Here is a 21,515-nt window from a genome sequence, read left to right as displayed (position 1 = left end):
AATACCACCGTTACTCCTAGCAATTTTAAAAAGTACAGCAATAAAGCCGGTCCCTCGCAAGTTGAGGGACCGGCTTTATTGCTTTGATTTCAGTTCTTCGCTGTCTTTTTACGGTTATTTCCCGTTCCTGTTCGCTGTTTCATGACCCTCCAGCTTCTCCATACCGGCGCTTGGCGCTGGACCGCTGGAACCCCGCTTCAGCAGCTTGGTGGGCAAGAGCAGTTCCGTATACGGATGCTCGGGATGATCCATCCGCCAGAACAGCTGCTCAACCGCCTTGCGTCCGTACAGCTTCAGGTCCACATCCATCGTCGTAATTTGAGGCGTGGACACCTGGGACAAATAACCGTTGTCGAAGCTGACGACGGAGACGTCCTCCGGCACGCTGTAACCCGATTGCTGCAGGGCCGAATTCAGGTAAAAGCCGAGCCCGTCGTTGACGCAGAACCAAGCCGTCGGGAGCTGTGGCAGCGTTTTTATTTTTTGCAAAATGTAATCCGTGTTTTCTACGGCATCCTTGATTACCCATGGCTCGTGGATCTCCAGCCCGAAGTCGTTCATCGCCAGTACGTATCCTTCCCAGCGCTCGTAATAACTTGGCGAAAACGAAGTGTTGGCCAGCAGGCCGATCTTTCGATGTCCCAGCTCTGTCAAGTGACGGACGGCCTCATAAGCACTAAACCGGTTATTGGTTAAAATGCAGTCAGCATGGATAGAGGGATGGTGATGGTCGATGAGGACCGTCGGTTTACCCATGTTTGTAATGGTATTGATATAGTCAGTTGTAATGTGAGACAGAATGAGGATGCCGTCCACGGATTGATTGAGCAGAAACGAAGGGAGAGCCAGCTTATCTGCCGACTGTTTGCTGACCGATTGGATCAGAAGGTTTTTGCCCCTGCGCACCGTTTCCCGTTCGATACTCAAATAAATTTCACCAAAGAAGCTTTTCATAGAAAAGGCAAAATCAGAAGCGATCAGCGCAATATTTCCGGTCTGTTCCAGCTCGCCGGAGCGGCGCTTACGACTTTGGGAATACACATATCCCATCCGGTGTGCCGTTTCGAGGATCAGCTTCCGCGTATCTTCGCTGACCCCGTCTTTTCCCGACAGCGCCTGAGACACGGAATTCTTCGATATATTCAGCTGCTCCGCAATATCCTGCATGGTTACTTTATCCTTCATATGACACCTCAATCTTTGTTTTGCCTGCATAATTGGAGTTCTTTCTAAGAAACTTAAAAAGAAGCCTGCCTTACAATAAATCACATTACGATAAATTGTAACGTTACAAGTTCTATAAGTAAAGAGCCTTTATATAAAAAGATTATTCTGTCTTTAATAAAGTGTTGACAAGGTTTTTGTAATGCACAATAATAGGGTTGCACAAACGCTTACAAAATATTAAGTAATCTTAATTTGTAACGTTACAAAATAATGTTTCGAGTCTTTGGAATGATGCTTTCAATCTTTCGAGACAATTTTTTGAGGAGGTCAACGATTCGATGAAAAGAAAAATGCTCGGACTTCTGGCTTTGGTGTTGGTGTTATCCTCCATGCTCGCCGCCTGCGGTTCCAAAAAGCAAAGCGCAACGACGGCGGATGGTGTGACGACCATTGAGTTTTGGGCGGCAGCCAATCCGACGCAGCAAGCCTTCTGGGAGAAGATGGCCAAGGCGTACGAACAGACCAATTCCAAAGTGAAAATCAACGTCAGCGTCATCAAGGAATCTCCAAGCTCCGAGGCCAGCATTCAGGCTGCGATTGCCGGGGGAAGCGCTCCGACCATTTCCGAAAACATCAACCGCGGTTTTGCCGCCCAGCTTGCAAACAGCCAGGCGCTGGTGCCGCTTGATACGCTAAGCGGATTTAACGATATCGTCACCACCCGTAATATGAAAAATACGATTGAACCATGGAAATTCGCCGACGGGCATCAATACGTGCTTCCGATTTACTCCAATGCGATGCTGTTCGGCTGGCGCCTTGACCTGCTGAAGGAACTGGGGTACAACGAGCCGCCTAAAACGTACAGCGAAGCGCTTGAAGTGAATAAGAAGCTGAAAGCGAAATATCCGGACAAATACTTTTGGGCCAAAGCGGACCTCGCCGATCCGACGGCATGGAAGAGATGGTTTGACTTCTTCATGCTGTATAACGCGGCTTCCGGCGGCAACAAATTCATTGAAGGCAACAAGTTTGTCGGGGATGAGAAGGCGGGCGTCGAAACGCTGAAGTTTATTGACGATCTCCGCAAGGACAAGGGCATCCTGGCGCAAAACGTACAGGATCCGTTCGAGACGGGCACAAGCCTGTTTATCGACCTCGGTCCTTGGACCTTTACGAACTGGGCCGAGAAGTTCCCGGACATGAAATACAACCAGAATTACACGCTGAGCATGCCTCCGGTACCTGACAGCGTAGACCCGAAAGATTCCAAAACGTTTGCCGATACGAAAGGGCTTGTGATCTATGCGTCGGCCACCAAGGAGCAGCAGCAGGCGGCGATCGATTTTGTGAAGTGGGTCTATTCGGATGCGAAGAACGACGCCCAGTGGTTTGATGAAACGAAGCTGCCGCCGGCTCGCGACGACCTGACCACCAACGAATCCTTCAAGGCGATTTTGGACAAAAACCCGGAATTGAAGCCTTATGCCGAAAATGTGCCGAATGCAGTGCCGCCGATGGATAATCCGAAATATAACGATCTGCAGACCTTTATTGGACAAGAAGCCTGGAATAAAGTCGTCCGCGGGGAGATCGATCCGGCAGCCGGATGGGCGAACATGAAGAAAGCCATTGAAGGGGAACTTCAATAAAAGGAGTCTTCTAAATGAAAGAAAACAATAACCGGTTGGGCTGGCTGTTCGCCAGTCCCTACCTGATTTACTCTCTCGTGTTTTTCCTGATTCCGCTCGTGTGGTCTTTTTATTTGTCTTTTACGAACTGGGATCTGATCGCTCCCGAATATGACTTTGTCGGCTTTGACAATTTTGCCAAGGCACTCAGATCGCCCGGCGTGCACGCCGCGTTTTGGGTGACATACAAGTTCATGATGGTGTTTGTGCCGCTAGTGATCGTGCTGTCGCTCGTCGTTTCGGTTCTGGTGCACAGTCTTCCGCGCTTGAAAAGCTTGTTTCTCATCGGCTTTTTCCTGCCGTACCTGTCTTCCGGCGTCGTATCGGCGCTGATTGTAAAAGGTTTGCTGTCTTTCAACAGCCCGGTCAACACGGCGCTGCGCAAAATCGGCATTAACATCGACTGGCTGGGGACTTCCTGGTCGGCACTCCTGATCGTCGGCATGATTATGGCTTGGAAATTTACCGGGTACTACGCGCTCATTCTGACGTCGGGCCTGGAAAGCATAGATCACGAAGTATACGAAGCGGCTGCCATCGACGGAGTTACCGGCCGGCAGCGCTTCTGGAAAATTACGCTTCCGCTGCTGTACCCTGCGCTCTATACGACGCTGATTCTCGCTTTCGGCGTCACCTTCGGCATCTTCACCGAGGTATACCAGCTGACAGGCGGAGGTCCAAACAATGCCACCAATACGTGGCAGATGGAAATTTACAGCCAGGCGTTCAAAAATCTGCAGGCCGGTTATGCGTCTGCGGTGGCGCTGCTCGCCTCGGTAGCTACCTTTATTTCGATCTTTATCATCCGGAAACTGCTAGAAAAGTGGGGTGCGCGAAATGGTTGGGTCTAAACGCAGCCGCAAGTCCAGTCTGGCCATCCGCTATATCATCGCAGGAATATTGCTGCTCGTGATGGTGTATCCGTATTTGTACATGGTGCTGAATTCGTTTGCCGACTGGACACAGGTGGATCGGAAGCTGATTCCGAGCTCGTATACGCTGAAGTCGTACACCTGGCTGTTTACAGGCGGGGAGACGGGAATCACGCGGCCCTGGCTGGGCGCTTTTGTAAACAGTATCATCGTGTCGCTGCTGTCGACCTTCCTCATGATGATGTTCGGGGTGATGGTCGCTTATGCCCTTTCGAAGCTGAAATGGCGCGGCAGGGATACCGTCAACAACTTCATTTTGTTCCATATGTTTTTTCCGGCCATCATTCTGCTGATTCCGAGCTTTCTCATTATTCAAAAGCTGGGCTGGTACGACACCTATTGGGCGCTGATCATTCCGAAAGGGGTCAGCCTGTGGGCGATCTTCATGTACACGAACTTCTTCAAGGCGGTGCCATCCGTATTTATTGAAGCGGCTAAGCTAGACGGAGCAAGGGATTTTCAAATTTTGTACAAAATCATGATGCCGATGTCCAAGTCCATCACCAGCGTCGTCTTTCTGTTCCTCTTGATGGAGCGCTGGACCGAGCTGCTGTGGGATATGATCATGGTTCGCAGCGACGGGATGCTGACGCTGAACGTCCTGCTTTCGCAGATGTTCGGTCCGTACGGATCGTATCCGGGTCCGCTGTACGCGGGATCGGTGCTGCTGTCCCTGCCGATCATCATCCTGTTCATCATCTTCGGCAAAAACTTCCAGAAGGGCATGCAGGTCAGCTTGAAATAAGCCCTGCGCGATAGGAAGGAGCGGATCTCCATGGGGGAGAAGACGGTGGCTGCAGAGACACCCTGGTGGAAAAGCAGCGTTTTTTATGAAATCTACATGCCAAGCTTTTGTGACGGCAACGGGGATGGCACCGGCGATTTCCAGGGATTGACCTCCAAGCTGGATTACTTGCGGGAACTTGGAATCGGGGGCATCTGGCTGACCCCGTTTTATCCTTCGCCGCGCGTAGATAACGGCTATGACATCTCGGATTATTACGGGGTGGATCCGGTGTTCGGGACGCTGGATGACTTTGACCATTTCGTCCGGGAAGCCCACCGCCGCGGCATTCGCGTGATCGCGGATCTGGTGCTAAATCATACATCCGCTGAGCATCCCTGGTTCATGGAGTCCCGGTCATCACGGACGAGTCCAAAGCGGGATTGGTACATCTGGAAGGATGCCGTGGATGGCGGCACACCGAACCATTGGGAGTCCTTTTTCGGAGGGACGGCATGGGAATGGGATGAGGCGACCGGGCAGTATTATTACCATGCCTTCGCCAAAGAGCAGGTGGATCTCAACTGGGCGAATCCCGAGGTCAGGGAGGCCATGAAGGAAGTGATGTCGTTTTGGCTCGGCCGCGGGATTGACGGTTTCCGGCTGGACGTCATTAATTTCCTGAAGGTGTCCGGGCAGTTTAAGGAAAACCCGGTCACGGCGGATGGCGAACAGGATCACCGGTTCGACCAAAATCAGGAGGGCATTGTGGAGGCCATTCGCGATATTTGCGAATTCGCACGATCTCAGAACAAAGATGTATTGATGGTAGGCGAAGTCGGTTCCGAGGATATGGAGGTGCTGCGCCGATACAGCGGCGGGGACCTGCTGGATGTGGTGTTTAATTTTAACCTGGGCAGCCGCAAGGAACTGAAGGTCCATGAGATGTTTGCCGAGCTTGTCCGGATGGAGGAGCTTCACCGGCCGGAGCAGGTGCCGACGATTTTCTTCAGCAGCCATGACATGCCGCGGCATTATAGCCGCTTTACTTCTGGAGACGATTCCATGGACCTGTGCACCGCCAAGCTGATGGCTGCATTGCTGCTGACCGCCAAAGGCGTTCCCTTCATTTATTACGGTGATGAAATCGGCATGAGGGACTTCGTGCCGGCGGACATCGGGCAAATGCGCGATATTCAGGGGCTGACCGCATACCGGATGGCAAAGGAATCGGGGATGACCGAGGCCGATGCGCTTGCCGCCGCCATCCTCCGAAGCCGGGATCACTCCAGAACGCCGATGCAGTGGGATGGGAGCCGTTACGGCGGATTTTCACTTCACGGATCGTGGATACCCCTCGGCCCGTCGTCCCGGCAGGTTCACGTCCAGAAGCAGTGGGGGAGCAAGCACTCACTGCTGGAATTTTACCGCTCCCTCATCCGGCTGCGTGGTAAGCATAAGGCACTCCAAACGGGGAAGTACACCTTTTTGAAGCGGGAAGGGGAGTGTATTTACTATGGCCGTCAATCGGAGGAGGAAGAGATTTGGGTTGCGCTTAATTTCGGGGACCGGCCGTGCGATTTGAGCCATTTGGCTGCCGACGCGGCTGTGTACCGGTTACTGCTGACCAGCAAAGAAACGTCCGCGGATCAGAATCGCCGTCATTCACTGGTTATTGATTCCTTTGAGGCTGCGGTCTGGGCAACAACACGAACCATAACATCCAATGAATTTAACTTCGACCAGGTAGGGGGATCATCGTGTTAAACGTGAACAAAACGGAAGTAAAAACATGCCGCATGCTGCTGGAACAGTACATGGAGGGGCGGGAGAGAACCGCTCCTGCTCACAAGGCGGAGAAGCTGGTTTTTGCCGGCGTCGGAGACCGCGATGTATACAACATCACGGCTCCGTTCGAGGATGAGGGGCGGACCGTCATCGCGGGCCGGGTGGAATCCCGCGACAGTGAGCATTCCCAGGTCGTGTTCTTCGTGGAAAACGACGGTGCTTGGGTGCCGCTTGAAGGAGCGCCGGTGCTCGAACTGCAGGACCCGTTTCATACCCGGATCGGCGGAGAGCTGATCATGGGCGGAGTTCAGATTTACCCACACCCGGAGAAAGAGGGAGCGCTCATGTGGCGCACGGCATTTTACCGGGGCGGCCGCATCGCGGATTTAAAGCTGTTTTTCACCGGTCCGGACGGTATGAAGGATCTGCGGCTCACCGGACTTCCGGACGGCGGGATCGGCGTATTCACCCGCCCGCAGGGCGATAAAGGCGGGCGCGGCCAGATCGGTTATTTCCAGGCCGCATCACTGGACGACTTGACTGTACAGGCGATTGAGGAAGCCCCGCTCCTGGAAGGCCAGTTTATCCCCGAAGAATGGGGAGGGGCCAATGAAATCCACGTGCTGAGCAACGGCCTTCTCGGCGTGCTGGGACATACGGCCTGTTACGATGCCGAAGGCGATCGTCATTATTATCCCATGATTTTTGTACTCGATCCGCAGACGGCTGCGTTTTCCGATATGATGCTGATTGCGGTGCGGGCCGATTTTCTGCCAGGTCCGGCCAAGCGTGAAGACCTTCAGGACGTCGTGTTCAGCGGCGGCATCCTGCGCCGGGGCGACGGGACGGCGGTCTTGTATGCGGGAACAAGCGATGCGGAGGCACAGCGTCTGATCATAGCCGATCCTTTTGCGAGATTCGAATCCTAGTTAATACCATGAAGGAGCTTGATCCGAATGAACATTTATCGATATCCTGAAAATCCTTTAATCACCCCTGCCGACGTCAAGCCTCATCGCGATGGCTTTGAGGTGATCGGTGCATTTAATGCCGGCATCGCCGAGTATCAAGGGGAAACACTGATGCTGCTGCGTGTGGCGGAGCGTCCGGTCAGCGGCGATCCGAACGTCGTCATCGCCCCTGTATTCAATGCGAAGCATGGTGATCTTGAACTGATTCCTTTCCGCAAAGACGATGACCGGTACGATTTTTCCGACCCGCGGGTGATCCGCAATAAATCCAAAAACGGCACGTTTGAGTATTTGACGTCCCTTTCTTATATCCGAATCGCCCGCAGCAGGGACGGCCATCACTTCACGGTGGACGATCAGCCGTTCATTTATCCGTCCAACGAACAGGAAGCGTTCGGCATCGAGGATCCGCGGGTCACGCAGATCGGCGATACTTACTACATTTATTTTTCCGTCGTGTCTCCCGTAGGGATCGGAGAATCGCTCGTGTCGACCACCGACTTTGTGACGACCCGGCATCACGGCATGATCTTTGGTCCGGACAATAAGGACGTGCTCATTTTCCCGGAAAAGATCAACGGCAAATATTACGCTCTCCATCGCCCGACCATGAAAAGCATCGGAAATCCGGAAATCTGGATCGCGGAATCCGACAATCTGCTCTATTGGGGCAATCATAAGCATCTGCTCGGCCTCCGGGACGGGATGTGGGACAGCGGCCGGATCGGCGGCGGCGCCGTGCCGTTCAAGACTGACAAAGGCTGGCTTGAGCTGTATCACGGAGCGACATCGGATCACCGCTATTGCATGGGTGCCGTGCTTCTCGATCTGAACGATCCGACGCGGGTGATCGCCCGTTCCGGGAAGCCGGTGATGGAGCCTGAGGCGGAATATGAAAAGCAGGGCTTTTTTGGGGACGTGGTGTTTTCCTGCGGCGCCGTCATTGACGGTGACACGGTGAAAATGTTCTATGGCGTTGCGGACACCTCCATGGCCTGTGCGGAGCTCAGCGTGAAGGAAATATTGGACAGCCTCGAATACCTCGAAGCCAAAGTTTAAGATCAGGACGCGGAACGCCAAAACAAATCATTGTTTTGGCGTTCTATTACATCAGGCCCGGACGAGCCGGTTCGGCTTGCAGCAAGGGCGAAGTGAGGGGAACAGCATGATCATCAAAGACCATTGGAAGCTGCGGGATTTCAGGGAAGGGGAGGCGAAGGATCTTGAAGTGGCCTCGCCGCTGTACGACGATTACTTTTGGATGTCGGCGGAGGTCCCGGGCGACGTCCATACGACGCTGATACGCCACGGGCTGATCGACGATCCGTTCTATGGGCACAACGACCAGAAGTGCCGGTGGGTGGAAGAGCGGATCTGGTGGTACCGGACCGTTTTTACACTGGACGAGGTATCGCGGCCGGACGACCAAATGCTGCTGGTGTTCGAAGGGCTGGACACCTTTGCGACCGTGTATTTGAACGGTGTGGAGCTTGGTTCGACAGACAACATGTTTATCAGCCATACGTTCGAAGTCAGCCGCGAGCTGAAGCCGGGCAAAAATGTCATCGCCGTCAAATTTGACCCAGTCCATGCGAAAGTGGGCGGGAAGGCCGTCTCCACGTTCTGGTCCGGTTTTAGCAAGGAACGGGTCTGGACGCGTAAAAACCAAAGCCATTTCGGCTGGGATTGGGGACCACGGCTCCTATGCGCGGGAATCTGGAAGGAAGTCCGGCTCGAGAAATACGATGCTGCCAGAATAGAGCATGTCTATGCTCGGACGGCGGAGGCTGGCGAGATGGAGGCGCTGGTTGATATTTCGGTGGAATTGACTTCATGGGACCGCCGGAAAACATACAGTATTCTTGTTCAGCTGCTTGACGAGGAGAGCGGCGAGGTGGCGGCTGCAGAAACGTTGGAGATAAGCGGAACCGCCGGCAGCGGGCTGCCCGGATTGGCCGGCGGCATTAGCCTAGCGGGCGGAACGAAACTTCGCGTATCGAAGCCCAAGCTGTGGTGGACCCATGATCTCGGCACGCCCCATTTATATGAGCTGCGGGTTTCATTGCACACGGACGGGATCACCATGGACAAGCGCAGCCAGAAGCTCGGGATTCGCACGCTGGAGCTGAAGCAGCGGGATGCCGATGGCGAACCTGCCTTTACTTTTATGCTGAACGGCGTTCGTGTCTTTGCCAAAGGAGCCAACTGGATCCCGATCGACAGCTTTATCGGCGCGGTGCCGGATGTCAGTTATTCCCGCCTGATGGACATGGCGAAGGCAGCGAACATGAATATGCTCCGGGTCTGGGGTGGGGGCATTTACGAGCGGGATATTTTCTATGATGAGTGTGACCGCCTGGGAATTTTGGTATGGCAGGACTTTATGTTTGCCTGTGCCCTGTATCCCGACTATAACCGCAATTTTATGGATAACGTCGCGGAAGAAGTGCAGCAGGTCGTCAAGCGGCTGCGCAGCCGGACATGCCTGGCCCTGTGGTGCGGCAATAACGAAAATGACTGGCTGTATGAGGCGCTTCATGCGAGCGGAGACATCCCACACCCTTTTTACGGTGAGAAAATCAATCATGAACTGATGCCTGCGCTTCTGGAGCAGCTGGATCCTTCCCGGACATTCTGGCCGAGCTCACCTTACGGAGGGAACGACCATAATTCCCGTGAGGAAGGGGACACGCATAACTGGCAGGTCTGGCACGGCAATATTGAGCCGAGGGTATTCGGCGAGCCCCAGCTTCAGGACTACAGCGTGGAAGGGTTGTCGTTCAAGAAATTCAAGGAGGACCGCACGAAGTTCGCCAGCGAGTTCGGCATGCATGCTTCCGCCAATTTGTACACGCTGCAGCGGAACGTGCCGCAGACGGAGCTGGTGCTTGGCAGTGCGGAAATGATGAACCGGAACAAGGATATCAATCACCTCAAGGGCGTTTTGCTGATGGAGGGATACACCGGGATTCCGGGCAACTTGGAGGAATACATCCATTTTTCCATGCTCACACAGGCCGAAGGCCTCAAATACGGTATCGAGCATTACCGAAGAAACAAGCCGGAGACGAGCGGGGCGTTATTCTGGCAGTTCAACGACTGCTGGCCCGGCACCAGCTGGTCCGTCATCGACTATTACGGTCTGCCGAAAGCGGCTTACCATTACGCCCGCAAGTTTTATCATCCGCTGCTGTTGACGGCAGAGTATACGCCCGGGGATGCGGAACTCGTGCTGTGGGGCGTGAACGATACGCGGGAAACTGTTTCCAAGACGGCGGAGCTGGTTGTCTGCGGCATGGACGGCCGTCAGGTATATGTCCGGACGTTCGCTGCAGAGATTGAGGCATGCGGGAAACAGCGCATCGCAGTGGTGAAGCTGGACGACCTGCTTCAAGGTCTCGACGCCGCTGAAGCCGTCTGCGTCGTGCGCTGGATGGACGGCTGCGGGGAAGACAACTTTTATTATTTTTGCGACCATAAAGATATGAACTTCCGGCCCGTTAACTTGAACGTTCAGGTGAACGCCGAGGAAGGAAGCGTAACGGTATCCTCCGACTTTGCCGCCCGAATGGTAAGGCTTGAGATGGACGAAGCCTGGCTGGATTGGGAGGATAATTATTTCGACCTGCTGCCGGGACAGACGCGAATCATCCATGTCGGACAGAAGGAAGACAAGGGGATTCCGTGGAATACCTTGAAGGTATCGGCATTAAACGGTGCGTCGGTCGCGATGAATGGAAGACAGCCGGTTACGAAATGAGGAAGGGGAGAATTGGCGATGAGAGCTGCAGTGCTTGTGGAGCAGGAACAGATGGATGTTAAGGAGCTAGAGGCCCCGGAGGCTGGCACCGGCGAGGTGCTGATTCGGGTGCGCAGCTGCGGCATTTGCGGAACGGACCAGCACATTTACCACGGCCATCCGGGTTCGGCGGAAGTGCATCCGCCAATCGTACTTGGTCATGAGCTGTCCGGCGAGGTGGTGGCGGTCGGGCAGGGCGTAAGCAGCTTAAAGGAAGGGGACCGGGTTTCGGTCGATCCGAATATTTACTGCGGAAGCTGCGAATTCTGCCGCAGCGGCAGGCTTCACCTATGCGACCGGCTGCAGGCGGTCGGCGTAACGCGGGACGGGGGCATGGCCGAATGCTGCCTCGTGCCAGCGGAAAATTGTTATATTATCCCGGACGCGATGAGCTATGAAGAAGCAGCTCTGCTTGAACCGCTCGGCTGTGTGCTGCACGGTTTCCGCAAGCTCGATATCCGGCCGCAGCATCAGGTGCTGATCATCGGCGGCGGATTTATCGGGCAGATCTTCCTGCAGCTCGTTCGCGAATGTGGCGTTTCGCGGATTACGGTCAGCGAACCGGCATCCTATAAGCATGAGATGCTGCGCAGCTTGGGGGCGGATTCGGTCGTATCGCCACTCGATCGGGATACCGCGGACGCGCTTGCTTCCAGTGCCGATGTCGTGATCGAATGCGTCGGGCGGACGGATTCGGTACAGACGGCCGTTCGCGCCGCCCGCAAGGGAGGACAGGTGCTGCTGTTTGGCGTGGCTGCTCCGGATGCGGAGGCCGCCATCCGTCCTTTCGACATTTTTTCGAAGGAGCTGCGGATCATGGGTTCGTTCATCAACCCGTTCACCCACACGGATGCGATCCAGCTGGTATCCCGAGGCAAAGTCCGGCTCGCTCCTCTCATCAGCCACCGCTTCACACTGGAGCAGCTGCCGGATGTGATGCGGAATTACCCTCAGCGGGGGGTCAGCAAAGGCATCGTTCAAATCTAAAAGGTGAAAGCAGGTTAGCCGGAATAGACACTGATAGAATCGGTGTCTATTTTTCCATTTTTGGGTAATCTATGATTGTTATCGCCTAAAATTGATTTATTGACTGAAAAAAGAAAGATTACCAGCTTTGACCAATCATTTTTGGTCATTTTTTCACGAACTAACATAATTGACCGTCCGTTAATTTAACTATATACTTCTTATAATATAAAGATTAGCGAAGGAGGAAATCGGATTGGAAGACAGATCCATGACCGTAAAGATTGAGATAGATACGCTGGTAACGATGCTGAAAATGGCCTTCTCCTTTGAGAATTGGGATAACATGATTAAAATTTCTACCGAGCTTTATGAGTCCGCTTACGAGATGTATGTCGAACAAAAGGAACGGAATCGCCGGCTTCAGGTTACGGAACGCCCGATCGTCTATTATTTCGGGTACAGCCATCTCATGAAGGGGCTTGCCTACCAAAAGAAGAAAATGTACCAAGAGGCAAAACAGTGCATAGCCAACTATGAAGATCTAAGCTACATGTCTGACGGTTCTCCTGCCAACAATCAGGCTGTCGAAAACTTCCGTTTTTTCGCAAGAGCCAATATGTTTACGCTTAACATTCTTTCAGGGAACTTGGACTGCCTGGAGGATTATTCAGCGTTTATACAGGAAAATCCATCCGAAACTCTCCCTGGACTAATCACGATTTTAGAGGCAGCAAATATACATAACTATGACGTCGATCATATCCTGGATATTCTTGTCGTCGAAGATTCGCAGCTCATTCCGATTGACCAAAATCCCGTAGATCTCTCCTATTATATTTCTTTTTTGTATTTGCTGGCGGTTTATAGATTTAAAAAAGAAAATCACGCAGAAGCGCTCGATAGGACTTTACAAGCTTTGACATTATCTGATAAACTTGAAGATGACAAAATTTTCAAAAAATGCGTCGCCTTATTCGAATCTTTCAGATCTCATGCTTCACAGTCTCAACTAGAATCGTACTCGTCTATCCAAAAAAACATTCTCAAAGGAGCGATTGAAGATGAAGAAGGTATTGTTTTCGACGGTAGTAGCATTAGGACTATTTAGTGTTAGTCTGCTGACGGCATCCGCCTTTACGACGCTGAACCACGGTGCCAACTATGATACGGCCAACCATGGAGCCAACTATTCGATCCAGAACCACGGTGCAAACTATTAATCGGTTTTGCTAGCGGAGGTTAAGATACTTTATAGACGATTTAGAAGAACAGCCCGACAGCTTGTTGGGCTGTTTTTTTGTTCCACTTATGCCTATTTGTGTCGAAAGTGGTCTCCGAGCTGTTGAACGATGGAAGGGATCGAATGCAGACGGCCTGATGGCCTGACGGTCTTATGCTTCTGCTTGAATTGGCGTTTGTTGTTATATCTTGTCATTTGTATTTATAATGAAGAAAAACGGTTGGAGGTTACTATGTTTGCAACCCAGCGAAGAGAAAAAATATTGGAGGCGCTTCAACGCGACAAGCAAATTGTGGTGAAGCAGCTGGCTCGCGAGCTGCAGGTGTCTGAGGGGACCCTGCGGACGGATTTGCGGATGCTGGAAGAAGAGGGTGTCCTGGAGCGTACCCACGGCGGAGCGGTTCCGGCGAGGACCAAACCGGTGCCGGCCGAGCCCCGGTATCCGAGCCGCAGCGAGCTGAACTACGAGGAGAAGCGGGCGATCGGGACAAAGGCTGCCGAACTCGTAAGCCGGGGCCAATGCATTATTCTGGATGCCAGCTCCAGCGTGCTGGAGCTGGCGAAGGCGCTGGTGGAGCATGATTATCTCACCGTCGTGACGAATGGACTGGAGGCTGCCACCATCCTGAACCAGAATCCGCGGATCAACGTCATTTTGATCGGCGGGATCCTCCGCTCCGGCTCCAAAACGATCGAGGGGGTTCTGGGAAAAAGCATTTTGGAAGGGATTCATTCCGACCTGTTCTTTACTTCGGCGGAGGGGCTGAGCGTCAGGGAAGGCATGACCGATTTCAGCCTGTACGAGGCGGAGCTGAAGAAGCTGATGATTGCGAGCTCGAGCAAAACGGTTGCGCTGGTGGACCACACCAAGCTGGGCCGGCGGTCGATCGCCACATCCGCCAAAATGGAGGACATCGACGTGCTCATCACCGATGAAGGGGCAGACCCGGAGTTTCTGCGTCAGCTGGGTACGACGGAAGTGTTGATCGCTCCCTATTTATAATACGACGGCCCGTGATCGTGTCTGACTGAATTTAAATCGTCATATATTGCCATTTAAAAACGTTCACAAAAGCAAACAATCGTTGACAAACGCAGACAATCACAGGGAGAATGAACATATAAGAACACGGCGGGAGGATCTGAAAATGAGTTTGGAGACGGTGGACGGTTTTATTATCGATTTGGACGGGACGGTATACCGGGGGGCGCAAGCCATTCCGGGGGCCAAGGAGAGCATTGCGCTGCTCCGATCGCAGGGCAAGCGGATGGTTTTCCTCAGCAACCGGGGGAACATTTCACGTGCGATGTGTCATCAGAAGCTTCTTTCCATGGGGATCGACGTGTCTGCGGAAGAGATTCTGCTTACTTCCACGGTAACAGCGCGGTACCTTCAGCAGCACCACCCTGGAAGCCAGGCGTGGGTGCTGGGGCCGGACGGACTGCGGGATGAACTGGTACTGGCCGGCATCGGGCTGGCTGAGAGACCCGAGAATGCCGACTGGCTCGTCATCACGCTGCACGAGGAGCTGACTTATGCGGAGCTGAATCAGGCGTTCCGGGCCGTGCGCAACGGCGCCCGCATCATCGCGACCAATGACGATAAATCGTTTCCCGGGGATGACGGGGAGTGCATCGACGTCGGCGGCATGATCGCCGCCATCGTCGCCACGGCGGGCCAAGAGGTCGAAGTGGTCATCGGCAAGCCGTCGGCATTGATGGCCGAAGCGGCTTTACAGGTGCTCGGACTGCCGCCGCAGCAGTGCTTGGTGATCGGGGACAGCCTGGGCTCGGACATCCAGCTCGGCCGCCGGGCAGGCATCCGCACCGCGCTGGTGCTGAGCGGATCGGCAACAAGGCGGGATGCGGAGACGGCAGCAGAAGGCCCGGACATGGTCTGGGAGTCGCTGGCCGAGCTTCAGCATCTCTTGAAGGGAAAGGAAGGAATCAAATGACGGATTGGTTGAAGGATATCAGGGAAGCGGCGGGACGGATGGATGACGCGAATGAGCGCCTCGCCGACATTTGTCCGGTCGTGCTGGAAAGCGGTGCGATTCGGAAGGCGGGCGCATTTTTACAAGACCAGGATTACCGCCGCGTCATCGTCACGGCTGACAAGAACACCTTTGCAGCCGCCGGCGAACAGCTGATGGAATCCGTTACGGAAGCAGGGGTTAAAGCAAGCGTTACGTTCATTACCCCTGATGAGCAGGGCGATGTCATCGCCGACGAGCGGTCGATTGTGCAGCTGCTGCTTGACGTGAAATCCACTAAGGCGGATGCGGTGGTTGCGCTCGGATCCGGAACGCTGCACGACGTATCGAGATTTGCCGCATACTCGGCAGGTATCCCGTTTGTATCCGTGCCGACCGCCCCATCGGTGGACGGATTTAATTCCAAGGGAGCGCCGCTCATTATCCGCGGCGAGAAAATCACGATTCAATCGATCGGCCCGGCGGCGATTTTCGCCGACCTGGATATTTTGACGGCTGCGCCGCGGACGATGGTCGCCGCCGGCTTCGGAGACATGCTGGGCAAATGCACGTCGCTGTTTGATTGGACATTCGGGAGTCTGACGGCGGATGAGCCTTATTCCGAAATTGTGGCGGAGATGACGACCAAAGCGCTGCAGCAGTGTGTGGATCACATCGACGCGATCGCGGACCGCACGCCGGAAGGAATCCGGGTGCTGACGCAAGCTTTGATCGAGTCCGGTTTTGCCATGCTGCTGTTCGGCCAGTCGCACCCGGCTTCCGGAGCGGAGCACCATTTGTCCCATTATTGGGAAATGACGTTTTTACGTGAAGGCAGAAGGGCGGTACTGCATGGGGCCAAGGTCGGCGTCGCCTGCGCGGAAATTTCGCAGCTGTACCACCGGCTGGATGCGGAAAATTCCCTGCCGGTTGCTGAGGAGCAGTTGGAGCGCGTCCGCGCGGAGCTGGTCAAGGTGCCGGCACCGGATACGCTGCGGGCCTGGCTGCGCAAGGTTGGCGGCCCCGCTTCCATTCAGGAGCTGGACATCGATCCGGAGCTGCTGAAGCGGAGCCTCGCGGAGGCCGACCAGATCCGTCCGAACCGCCATACCCTGCTGCGGGCGGTGAACGATCAGCGGCGAACGTGATTTCGATGGGAAAACGCTGCAGCGATCACGGTCGGGTGAAAAAAACGCGTGAATAATTGACTAAACTTAAATGAGGGCCGCCGGTATGGCGGCTTTTTTGCGTTTTTATGGTTTGGGACAATTTGTTGTTTAGCTCCTCGCCAGGAAGGATCAGCCTGCTCGAGAGATGATTGTTTAGTTGTGTAAATGAAGGAAGCCGAGAAGGGCGTACCCGTCTTTATATCGAAGTGTATTCGCTAGGCTTGTATTAATCCCTTCATCTAAGATGGAAAAGGCTCCTTCCTCATAGAGAAAGGGCCTATTTTGCGGTGAAATATTATTTCACGGACCAAGGAGCATATGTGTTGTATTCATTCGGTATGAGGAAAGTACGAGGTAGTGTTTACTGCTGAACACTAGCTAGTCAAGTGTTACTGGGCAGTGAGGCCACACTCACTGCCTTAAATTTTTTTATCTTCTGTACAGAGCAAAGCGATTGTACAGCAGCATTGCCCCCTTACAGCAGCGAGTGTTTGGAGGGTCGAGCGCCTTTGGCTTTGTGCGAAGCACAAAACAAGAAAGCGAGACCGGCCAAACAGGAGCGGCTTCCAAACAGGAGCAGCCCCAAACAAGAGCAGCCTGCACTTTTTTACAATTACCATAAAAGAATATTATTACTTCCGAAATAAAATATTATTTCAAAAACCGTTGACCGGAATGAAATTTATCGTTATTATGAAATCAAGAAATAGAAGTCAACACGGATAGGGGGATGGCTATGGATGAGTATCTGGCGGGGTTAACGACAGAAGGGATCAACGATAAAACATTGAGTATAGATGAATGTTCAACCGAAGAGATGGTTCGCCTGATGAATGAACAGGATTCCAAGGTTCCGGCTGCAGTCGCTGCAGAGATACCGCAAATTGTAAGGGCGGTGGACACACTCCATCATGTGCTGAAGAATGGTGGAAGAATGTTTTACGTTGGGGCTGGATCTTCCGGCAGGCTCGGTGTGCTGGACGCTTCGGAATGTCCTCCCACGTTCGGCGTGGATCCCTTGCTGGTACAAGGACATATTGCCGGAGGAGACGGAGCACTGAGAACTGCTGTTGAGGGTTATGAAGACAATGCTGAGGAGGGGGTCGCTTTAATTGAAAGGTGCGGCGTGACAGACAAGGATGCGGTTATCGGCATCAGCGCCAGCGGAAGCGCGACATTCGTCATCGCTGCCTTGAAGAAGGCAGGGGAAATCGGAGCCGCTACGATCGGCGTCGTCAATAACAAAAATTCCAAAGTGGAGCACGTCTGCGACGTATGCATAGCACCTGTCGTAGGGCCGGAAGTGATCATGGGATCAACCAGATTAAAAGCGGGGACTGCACAGAAAATGGTCCTGAACATGCTGACCACCTGTACGATGGTGAAGCTGGGCAAGACCTACAACAATCTCATGGTGGACTTGAAAGCAAGCAATATCAAGCTGCGGGACCGATCGGTGCGTATCATAAAGACAGCAACCGGGGTCGATGACAAGACGGCACTTTCCTATTTGGAAAGCGCTTCCATGAATTGCAAGCTGGCGATTATGATGATCAAAACCGGCTTGGACGCTCAGGCGGCGGAACAAGCGCTGGATCAAGCCGAGGGGAGCCTGAAGAAGGCGATCCGCAATTTTTCGAAAGTGGTCTAATACCAGAGGATATCCTTGAGGAGGCATGTTGTTCATGAAGAAAAGAATGCGTGTATTAGCATCCGTATTTGCCGTAAGCATGGCACTGACCACACTGACGGCCTGCGGCGGCAAAGGCGATTCCAAATCGGCCGAAGCGTCCGATCCGAACGCGAAAGATACCATTACGGCGCTGCTGCCGCCGGTATCGGGCAATTTCCAGGACACCTTCGCGGACATTCAAAAGGAATTTACGGAGAAATATCCGAACCTGACGCTGAAAATCGAACCGGCCAGCTGGGAGGACATGACACAGAAGCTTGATACCCAGGTGAACGCCGGCAGCCCTCCGGACATTGCGTTTATCGGTTCCGACGGCATCTCCAAATACGTTGACCAAGGCATGGCGCTTGACATCAAGGACATCGCCACACCGGAAATGATCAACGATTACGACAAAGGACCGCTGGAATACATGAAGAAAGGCGACGGCCTGTACGGCTTCCCGGCTTATATGGAAGTCCACGCGCTGGGCGGTAACCGCGAGTTCCTCGAGAAGGCGGGCATCGACTGGAAAAAGGTACAGCAGCAAGGATGGACCTTCGATGAGTTCCGTGAAGCCATCAAGAAAGGCGTCGTTTCCGAAGGCGGCAAAACGTCCCGTTACGGCTTCGTATTTGCTACGGCCGGCGTCACTTCAAAAGACTACTTGGGCATTCTGATCAAAAATGCAGGCATGCCTTCCGCATTTACGCAAGATTTGAAATACGCGTACACCAGCAAAAACTATCTTGAAGTACTTAAGGATATCCGTGCATTGATCGACGACGGCTCCATGCCGAAGGAATTGAGCTCCATTGACGCGGGTAAACGCTGGAACATGTTCCTGACCGGCCAAACGATGATCACCGGTAAAGGGATGGCGACCTTCGAAAAATCCGCAAATACGAACAATGAGAAAATCAAAGCCAACGACGGCAGCGCGGTCAAAGGCAGCATTCCTGTGACTTATACGGTTCTCCCGGTTCCGTCTTTCCTTGGTGAAAAAGCCGTTTCCAGCGTAGCGGTTGACGGTTACGTCGCATTCCGCGGTAAAAAGGAACCAAGCGAAGCCCATAAGCAAAACGTCGTGAAGGCGCTGTACTTCCTGGCCAGCGGCAAAGTAGCCGCAACCACGAACAACGACCTGTTCGTCGCTCAAATTACGGAAAGCGGCAGAAAAGCGGCGGAAAGCATGCCGGTTGAACGCGACGCGGACAACAAGGCAGCCGTTGAAACGATGCTGAAGAACGCGGCGCCGGCCCGTCCGGACATCCCGGCTGAGCTGGAAGCCAAAGCCATCAAGCTGGAGGACGAAGTGATCGTTCCGAAGCTGCAGGCACTCATTGCCGGCGAGATCAAGCCGGAAGAGATGTACGATGCCGTCAAATCCGCCGCGGTTTCCGCGTTCGGTGAAGACGGAGTAGTGAAAGACTAATCCCTGAATCAAGCGGATAGCCGTGTGCGGGTCACGCGGCTATCCGATATATAGGCTGTAAGAAGGGATAGGAAAGGAGTTTCGCAAAGATGGCTCAACTAGCTAAACCGGCCAAAAGACGCAGAATTAGGGGAGACGGAGCCTGGGCGTATGCTTTTATCGCCGTTGCTTTGGTGGTCTTCGCCATGTTTACCGCTTATCCGGTCGTGAGCGCGTTTATTATCAGCTTCCAGAAATACAAGCCGATCGGCTCGGAGTATGTGGGGTTCGATAACTACATCGCCACATTCAAGGATTCCTTGTTTTGGAAATCGGTGGTCAACACGGTCGTGTACACGATTCTAACCGTCCCCGTATCGTTAATCATCTCCTTCGCCATTGCGATTCTGATCCTGCCGCTGAAGAAAAAGCTGCAGACGACGTTCAAGGCGGTCTATTACCTGCCAGCAGTCGCTTCGGGTGTTGCGCTGTCGGTGGTATGGCTGTGGATCTTCGATCCGATGCCGGAAGGCATTTTCAACAAGCTGATCGGCTTGTTCGGCATCAGCAACCAGAACTGGCTTGGCTCCAGCGCCACGTCGATGTTCTCGTTGGTCCTGATGGCCTGGCTGTCCAGCCATGGCACCAGCATTATCATTTATTTGGCCGCGCTGCTCGGCATCGATTCCAGCTATTATGAAGCCGCCGATTTGGATGGCGCCAACTTTTTTCAGAAGCTGTGGTACATCGTCATTCCGAGCCTGAAGCCGACGACGCTGTTCCTGCTGGTTACCGGGGTTATCGGTTCCTTCCAGGTGTTCCAGAATGCGTATCTCATGACAGGCGGCGGCCCGGACAACTCGACGACGATGGTAGGTCTCCTGATCTTTAACAACGCCTTCAAGTACTTCGAATTCGGTAAAGCGGCAGCCCAGTCCCTCGTGCTCGCGGCGATTATCGCGCTGATCTCGCTGGTGCAGTTCAAGTTTATGGGCAAAGACGTGGAATATTAAGAAATACGTCGCTAAGGCGTCATTTCACAGAAGACAGACCGCGCTTCGCGGAAGTTTTTCTTGCGAGATCAGGATGCTTAAGCGAAAGAAGTTATACTTTCTGATCTCTTAAGTAAGGAGGAAGATCCGAACATGGCACTTTACAGCGAACATACCGGAAAGCCGGCGGCAAAGCGCGCCCGAAACGGTGTGATCATTATCATTTTGATCCTATTTGCATTAGCAACGATTTTCCCCATCTATTTCATGATCATGTCGTCCTTTGGCGATCCGATCGAAGCGGGGGCGGCGAACTATTCCCTGTTTCCGACCAAATTCACGCTGGACTCCTATAAATTCTTTTTTGATTACAGCGAATATTCGTACCGCTGGCTGCTGAACTCGCTGATCGTGGCGACGACGGTTATGGTATCGAACGTGTTTTTCGCCAGCCTCGCAGGTTACGCGTTCTCCAAAATCAAGTTTAAGGGCAGAACGGTTCTGTTTACGATCCTGCTGATCGCCATGATGATCCCTTATCAGGTGACCCAGGTTCCGCTTTACATTTTGATCGTCAACATTTTCAATATTCAAAACACCTACAGCGCCTTGATTTTGCCGGGCCTCGTCACGGTCTACAACATTTTCTTGGCCAAACAGTTCATGGGCAGCATTCCGGGGGAAATCCTTGAATGTGCCAAAATCGAAGGCTGCAACCAGTTCCAGATCTATTTCCGGATCATTCTGCCATTGTCCAAAACGGTGCTGGCGGTCATGGCCATCCTGACCTTTATGGACAGCTGGAACACGTTCTTCTGGCCGTTCCTCGTGACGAACACGATGGATATGCAGACGATTCAGGTCGGTCTGAAAAACTTCCGGTTTGCGAATACGACTTATTTTGCGCCGATGATGGCGGGTGCCACCATTTCCGCGCTGCCGATGTTCATCCTCTTCTTCAGCCTGCAAAAGTACTTCCTGGAAGGAGTCACGGTGGGAGCCGTGAAGGGCTGA

Annotated in this window: 18 protein-coding genes; 17 read left to right on the top strand and 1 reads right to left on the bottom strand. The window is 53.3% G+C overall.

Going from position 1 to position 21,515, the window contains the following annotated elements; genetic code table 11:
* Positions 1 to 114 precede the first annotated feature (114 nt).
* The gene (locus tag KI379_RS17230; RefSeq protein WP_212984307.1) at positions 115 to 1,185 is read right to left on the bottom strand and encodes a LacI family DNA-binding transcriptional regulator; all 1,071 of its coding nucleotides are present in this window, start codon (positions 1,183 to 1,185) and stop codon (positions 115 to 117) included.
* Between the two features lie 320 nt (positions 1,186 to 1,505).
* Here KI379_RS17230 and KI379_RS17225 point away from each other — a divergent pair, with 320 nt between their 5' ends.
* The 17 genes from KI379_RS17225 to KI379_RS17145 all read left to right on the top strand — a co-directional run bounded on the left by KI379_RS17225 (position 1,506) and on the right by KI379_RS17145 (position 21,515).
* Positions 1,506 to 2,819 carry an ABC transporter substrate-binding protein gene (locus KI379_RS17225; RefSeq protein WP_212984306.1) on the top strand — a complete coding sequence of 438 codons (1,314 nt, stop codon included), beginning with the start codon at positions 1,506 to 1,508 and terminating at the stop codon, positions 2,817 to 2,819.
* A 14-nt stretch (positions 2,820 to 2,833) separates the two neighbouring features.
* Positions 2,834 to 3,709 carry a carbohydrate ABC transporter permease gene (locus KI379_RS17220; protein WP_212967905.1) on the top strand — a complete coding sequence of 292 codons (876 nt, stop codon included), beginning with the start codon at positions 2,834 to 2,836 and terminating at the stop codon, positions 3,707 to 3,709.
* Complete coding sequence (locus KI379_RS17215) at positions 3,696 to 4,535, top strand: carbohydrate ABC transporter permease (protein ID WP_212984305.1); 840 nt, start codon at positions 3,696 to 3,698, stop codon at positions 4,533 to 4,535. Before KI379_RS17220 ends, KI379_RS17215 begins: the two co-directional genes overlap by 14 nt.
* Before the next feature lie 30 nt (positions 4,536 to 4,565).
* Complete coding sequence (locus tag KI379_RS17210) at positions 4,566 to 6,281, top strand: glycoside hydrolase family 13 protein (RefSeq protein ID WP_244879320.1); 1,716 nt, start codon at positions 4,566 to 4,568, stop codon at positions 6,279 to 6,281.
* A gap of 32 nt (positions 6,282 to 6,313) precedes the next feature.
* On the top strand, positions 6,314 to 7,231 hold the full coding sequence (locus KI379_RS17205; protein WP_212984773.1) for an MTP-1 family protein: 918 nt from the start codon (positions 6,314 to 6,316) through the stop codon (positions 7,229 to 7,231).
* A 27-nt stretch (positions 7,232 to 7,258) separates the two neighbouring features.
* Positions 7,259 to 8,332, top strand: a complete 1,074-nt coding sequence (locus KI379_RS17200; protein WP_089547967.1) for a BtaManbiosPhlase — start codon at positions 7,259 to 7,261, stop codon at positions 8,330 to 8,332.
* A gap of 106 nt (positions 8,333 to 8,438) precedes the next feature.
* Positions 8,439 to 11,033, top strand: a complete 2,595-nt coding sequence (locus KI379_RS17195) for a beta-mannosidase (RefSeq protein WP_212984304.1) — start codon at positions 8,439 to 8,441, stop codon at positions 11,031 to 11,033.
* Positions 11,034 to 11,051: 18 nt separating this feature from the next.
* Complete coding sequence (locus KI379_RS17190) at positions 11,052 to 12,059, top strand: zinc-dependent alcohol dehydrogenase family protein (RefSeq protein ID WP_089547965.1); 1,008 nt, start codon at positions 11,052 to 11,054, stop codon at positions 12,057 to 12,059.
* 235 nt (positions 12,060 to 12,294) lie between these two features.
* Entirely contained in the window at positions 12,295 to 13,149 is an 855-nt protein-coding gene (locus tag KI379_RS17185; RefSeq protein WP_089547964.1) for a hypothetical protein, read from the top strand.
* Positions 13,103 to 13,261 (top strand): hypothetical protein, encoded by a 159-nt coding sequence (locus KI379_RS17180; protein WP_163876363.1) that lies wholly within the window; start codon positions 13,103 to 13,105, stop codon positions 13,259 to 13,261. Before KI379_RS17185 ends, KI379_RS17180 begins: the two co-directional genes overlap by 47 nt.
* 252 nt (positions 13,262 to 13,513) lie before the next feature.
* The gene (locus KI379_RS17175; protein ID WP_212984303.1) at positions 13,514 to 14,284 is read left to right on the top strand and encodes a DeoR/GlpR family DNA-binding transcription regulator; all 771 of its coding nucleotides are present in this window, start codon (positions 13,514 to 13,516) and stop codon (positions 14,282 to 14,284) included.
* 145 nt (positions 14,285 to 14,429) lie between these two features.
* Complete coding sequence (locus KI379_RS17170) at positions 14,430 to 15,236, top strand: HAD-IIA family hydrolase (protein WP_212984302.1); 807 nt, start codon at positions 14,430 to 14,432, stop codon at positions 15,234 to 15,236.
* Positions 15,233 to 16,402: a sn-glycerol-1-phosphate dehydrogenase gene (locus tag KI379_RS17165; protein WP_212984301.1), complete on the top strand. Its 1,170-nt coding sequence runs from the start codon at positions 15,233 to 15,235 to the stop codon at positions 16,400 to 16,402. Before KI379_RS17170 ends, KI379_RS17165 begins: the two co-directional genes overlap by 4 nt.
* 757 nt (positions 16,403 to 17,159) lie before the next feature.
* On the top strand, positions 17,160 to 18,074 hold the full coding sequence (gene murQ / locus KI379_RS17160) for an N-acetylmuramic acid 6-phosphate etherase (RefSeq protein ID WP_089547960.1): 915 nt from the start codon (positions 17,160 to 17,162) through the stop codon (positions 18,072 to 18,074).
* 34 nt (positions 18,075 to 18,108) lie between these two features.
* Entirely contained in the window at positions 18,109 to 19,530 is a 1,422-nt protein-coding gene (locus tag KI379_RS17155; RefSeq protein ID WP_076171073.1) for an ABC transporter substrate-binding protein, read from the top strand.
* 89 nt (positions 19,531 to 19,619) lie between these two features.
* Entirely contained in the window at positions 19,620 to 20,522 is a 903-nt protein-coding gene (locus KI379_RS17150; protein ID WP_089547959.1) for a carbohydrate ABC transporter permease, read from the top strand.
* A gap of 132 nt (positions 20,523 to 20,654) precedes the next feature.
* Complete coding sequence (locus tag KI379_RS17145) at positions 20,655 to 21,515, top strand: carbohydrate ABC transporter permease (RefSeq protein WP_076171078.1); 861 nt, start codon at positions 20,655 to 20,657, stop codon at positions 21,513 to 21,515.

Source organism: Paenibacillus cineris, assembly GCF_018333335.1.
In the GTDB taxonomy this organism is placed as follows: domain Bacteria; phylum Bacillota; class Bacilli; order Paenibacillales; family Paenibacillaceae; genus Paenibacillus_AQ; species Paenibacillus_AQ favisporus.
Note: the sequence above shows the minus strand (reverse complement) of the source record. Positions and strands in the feature narration are given on the sequence as shown.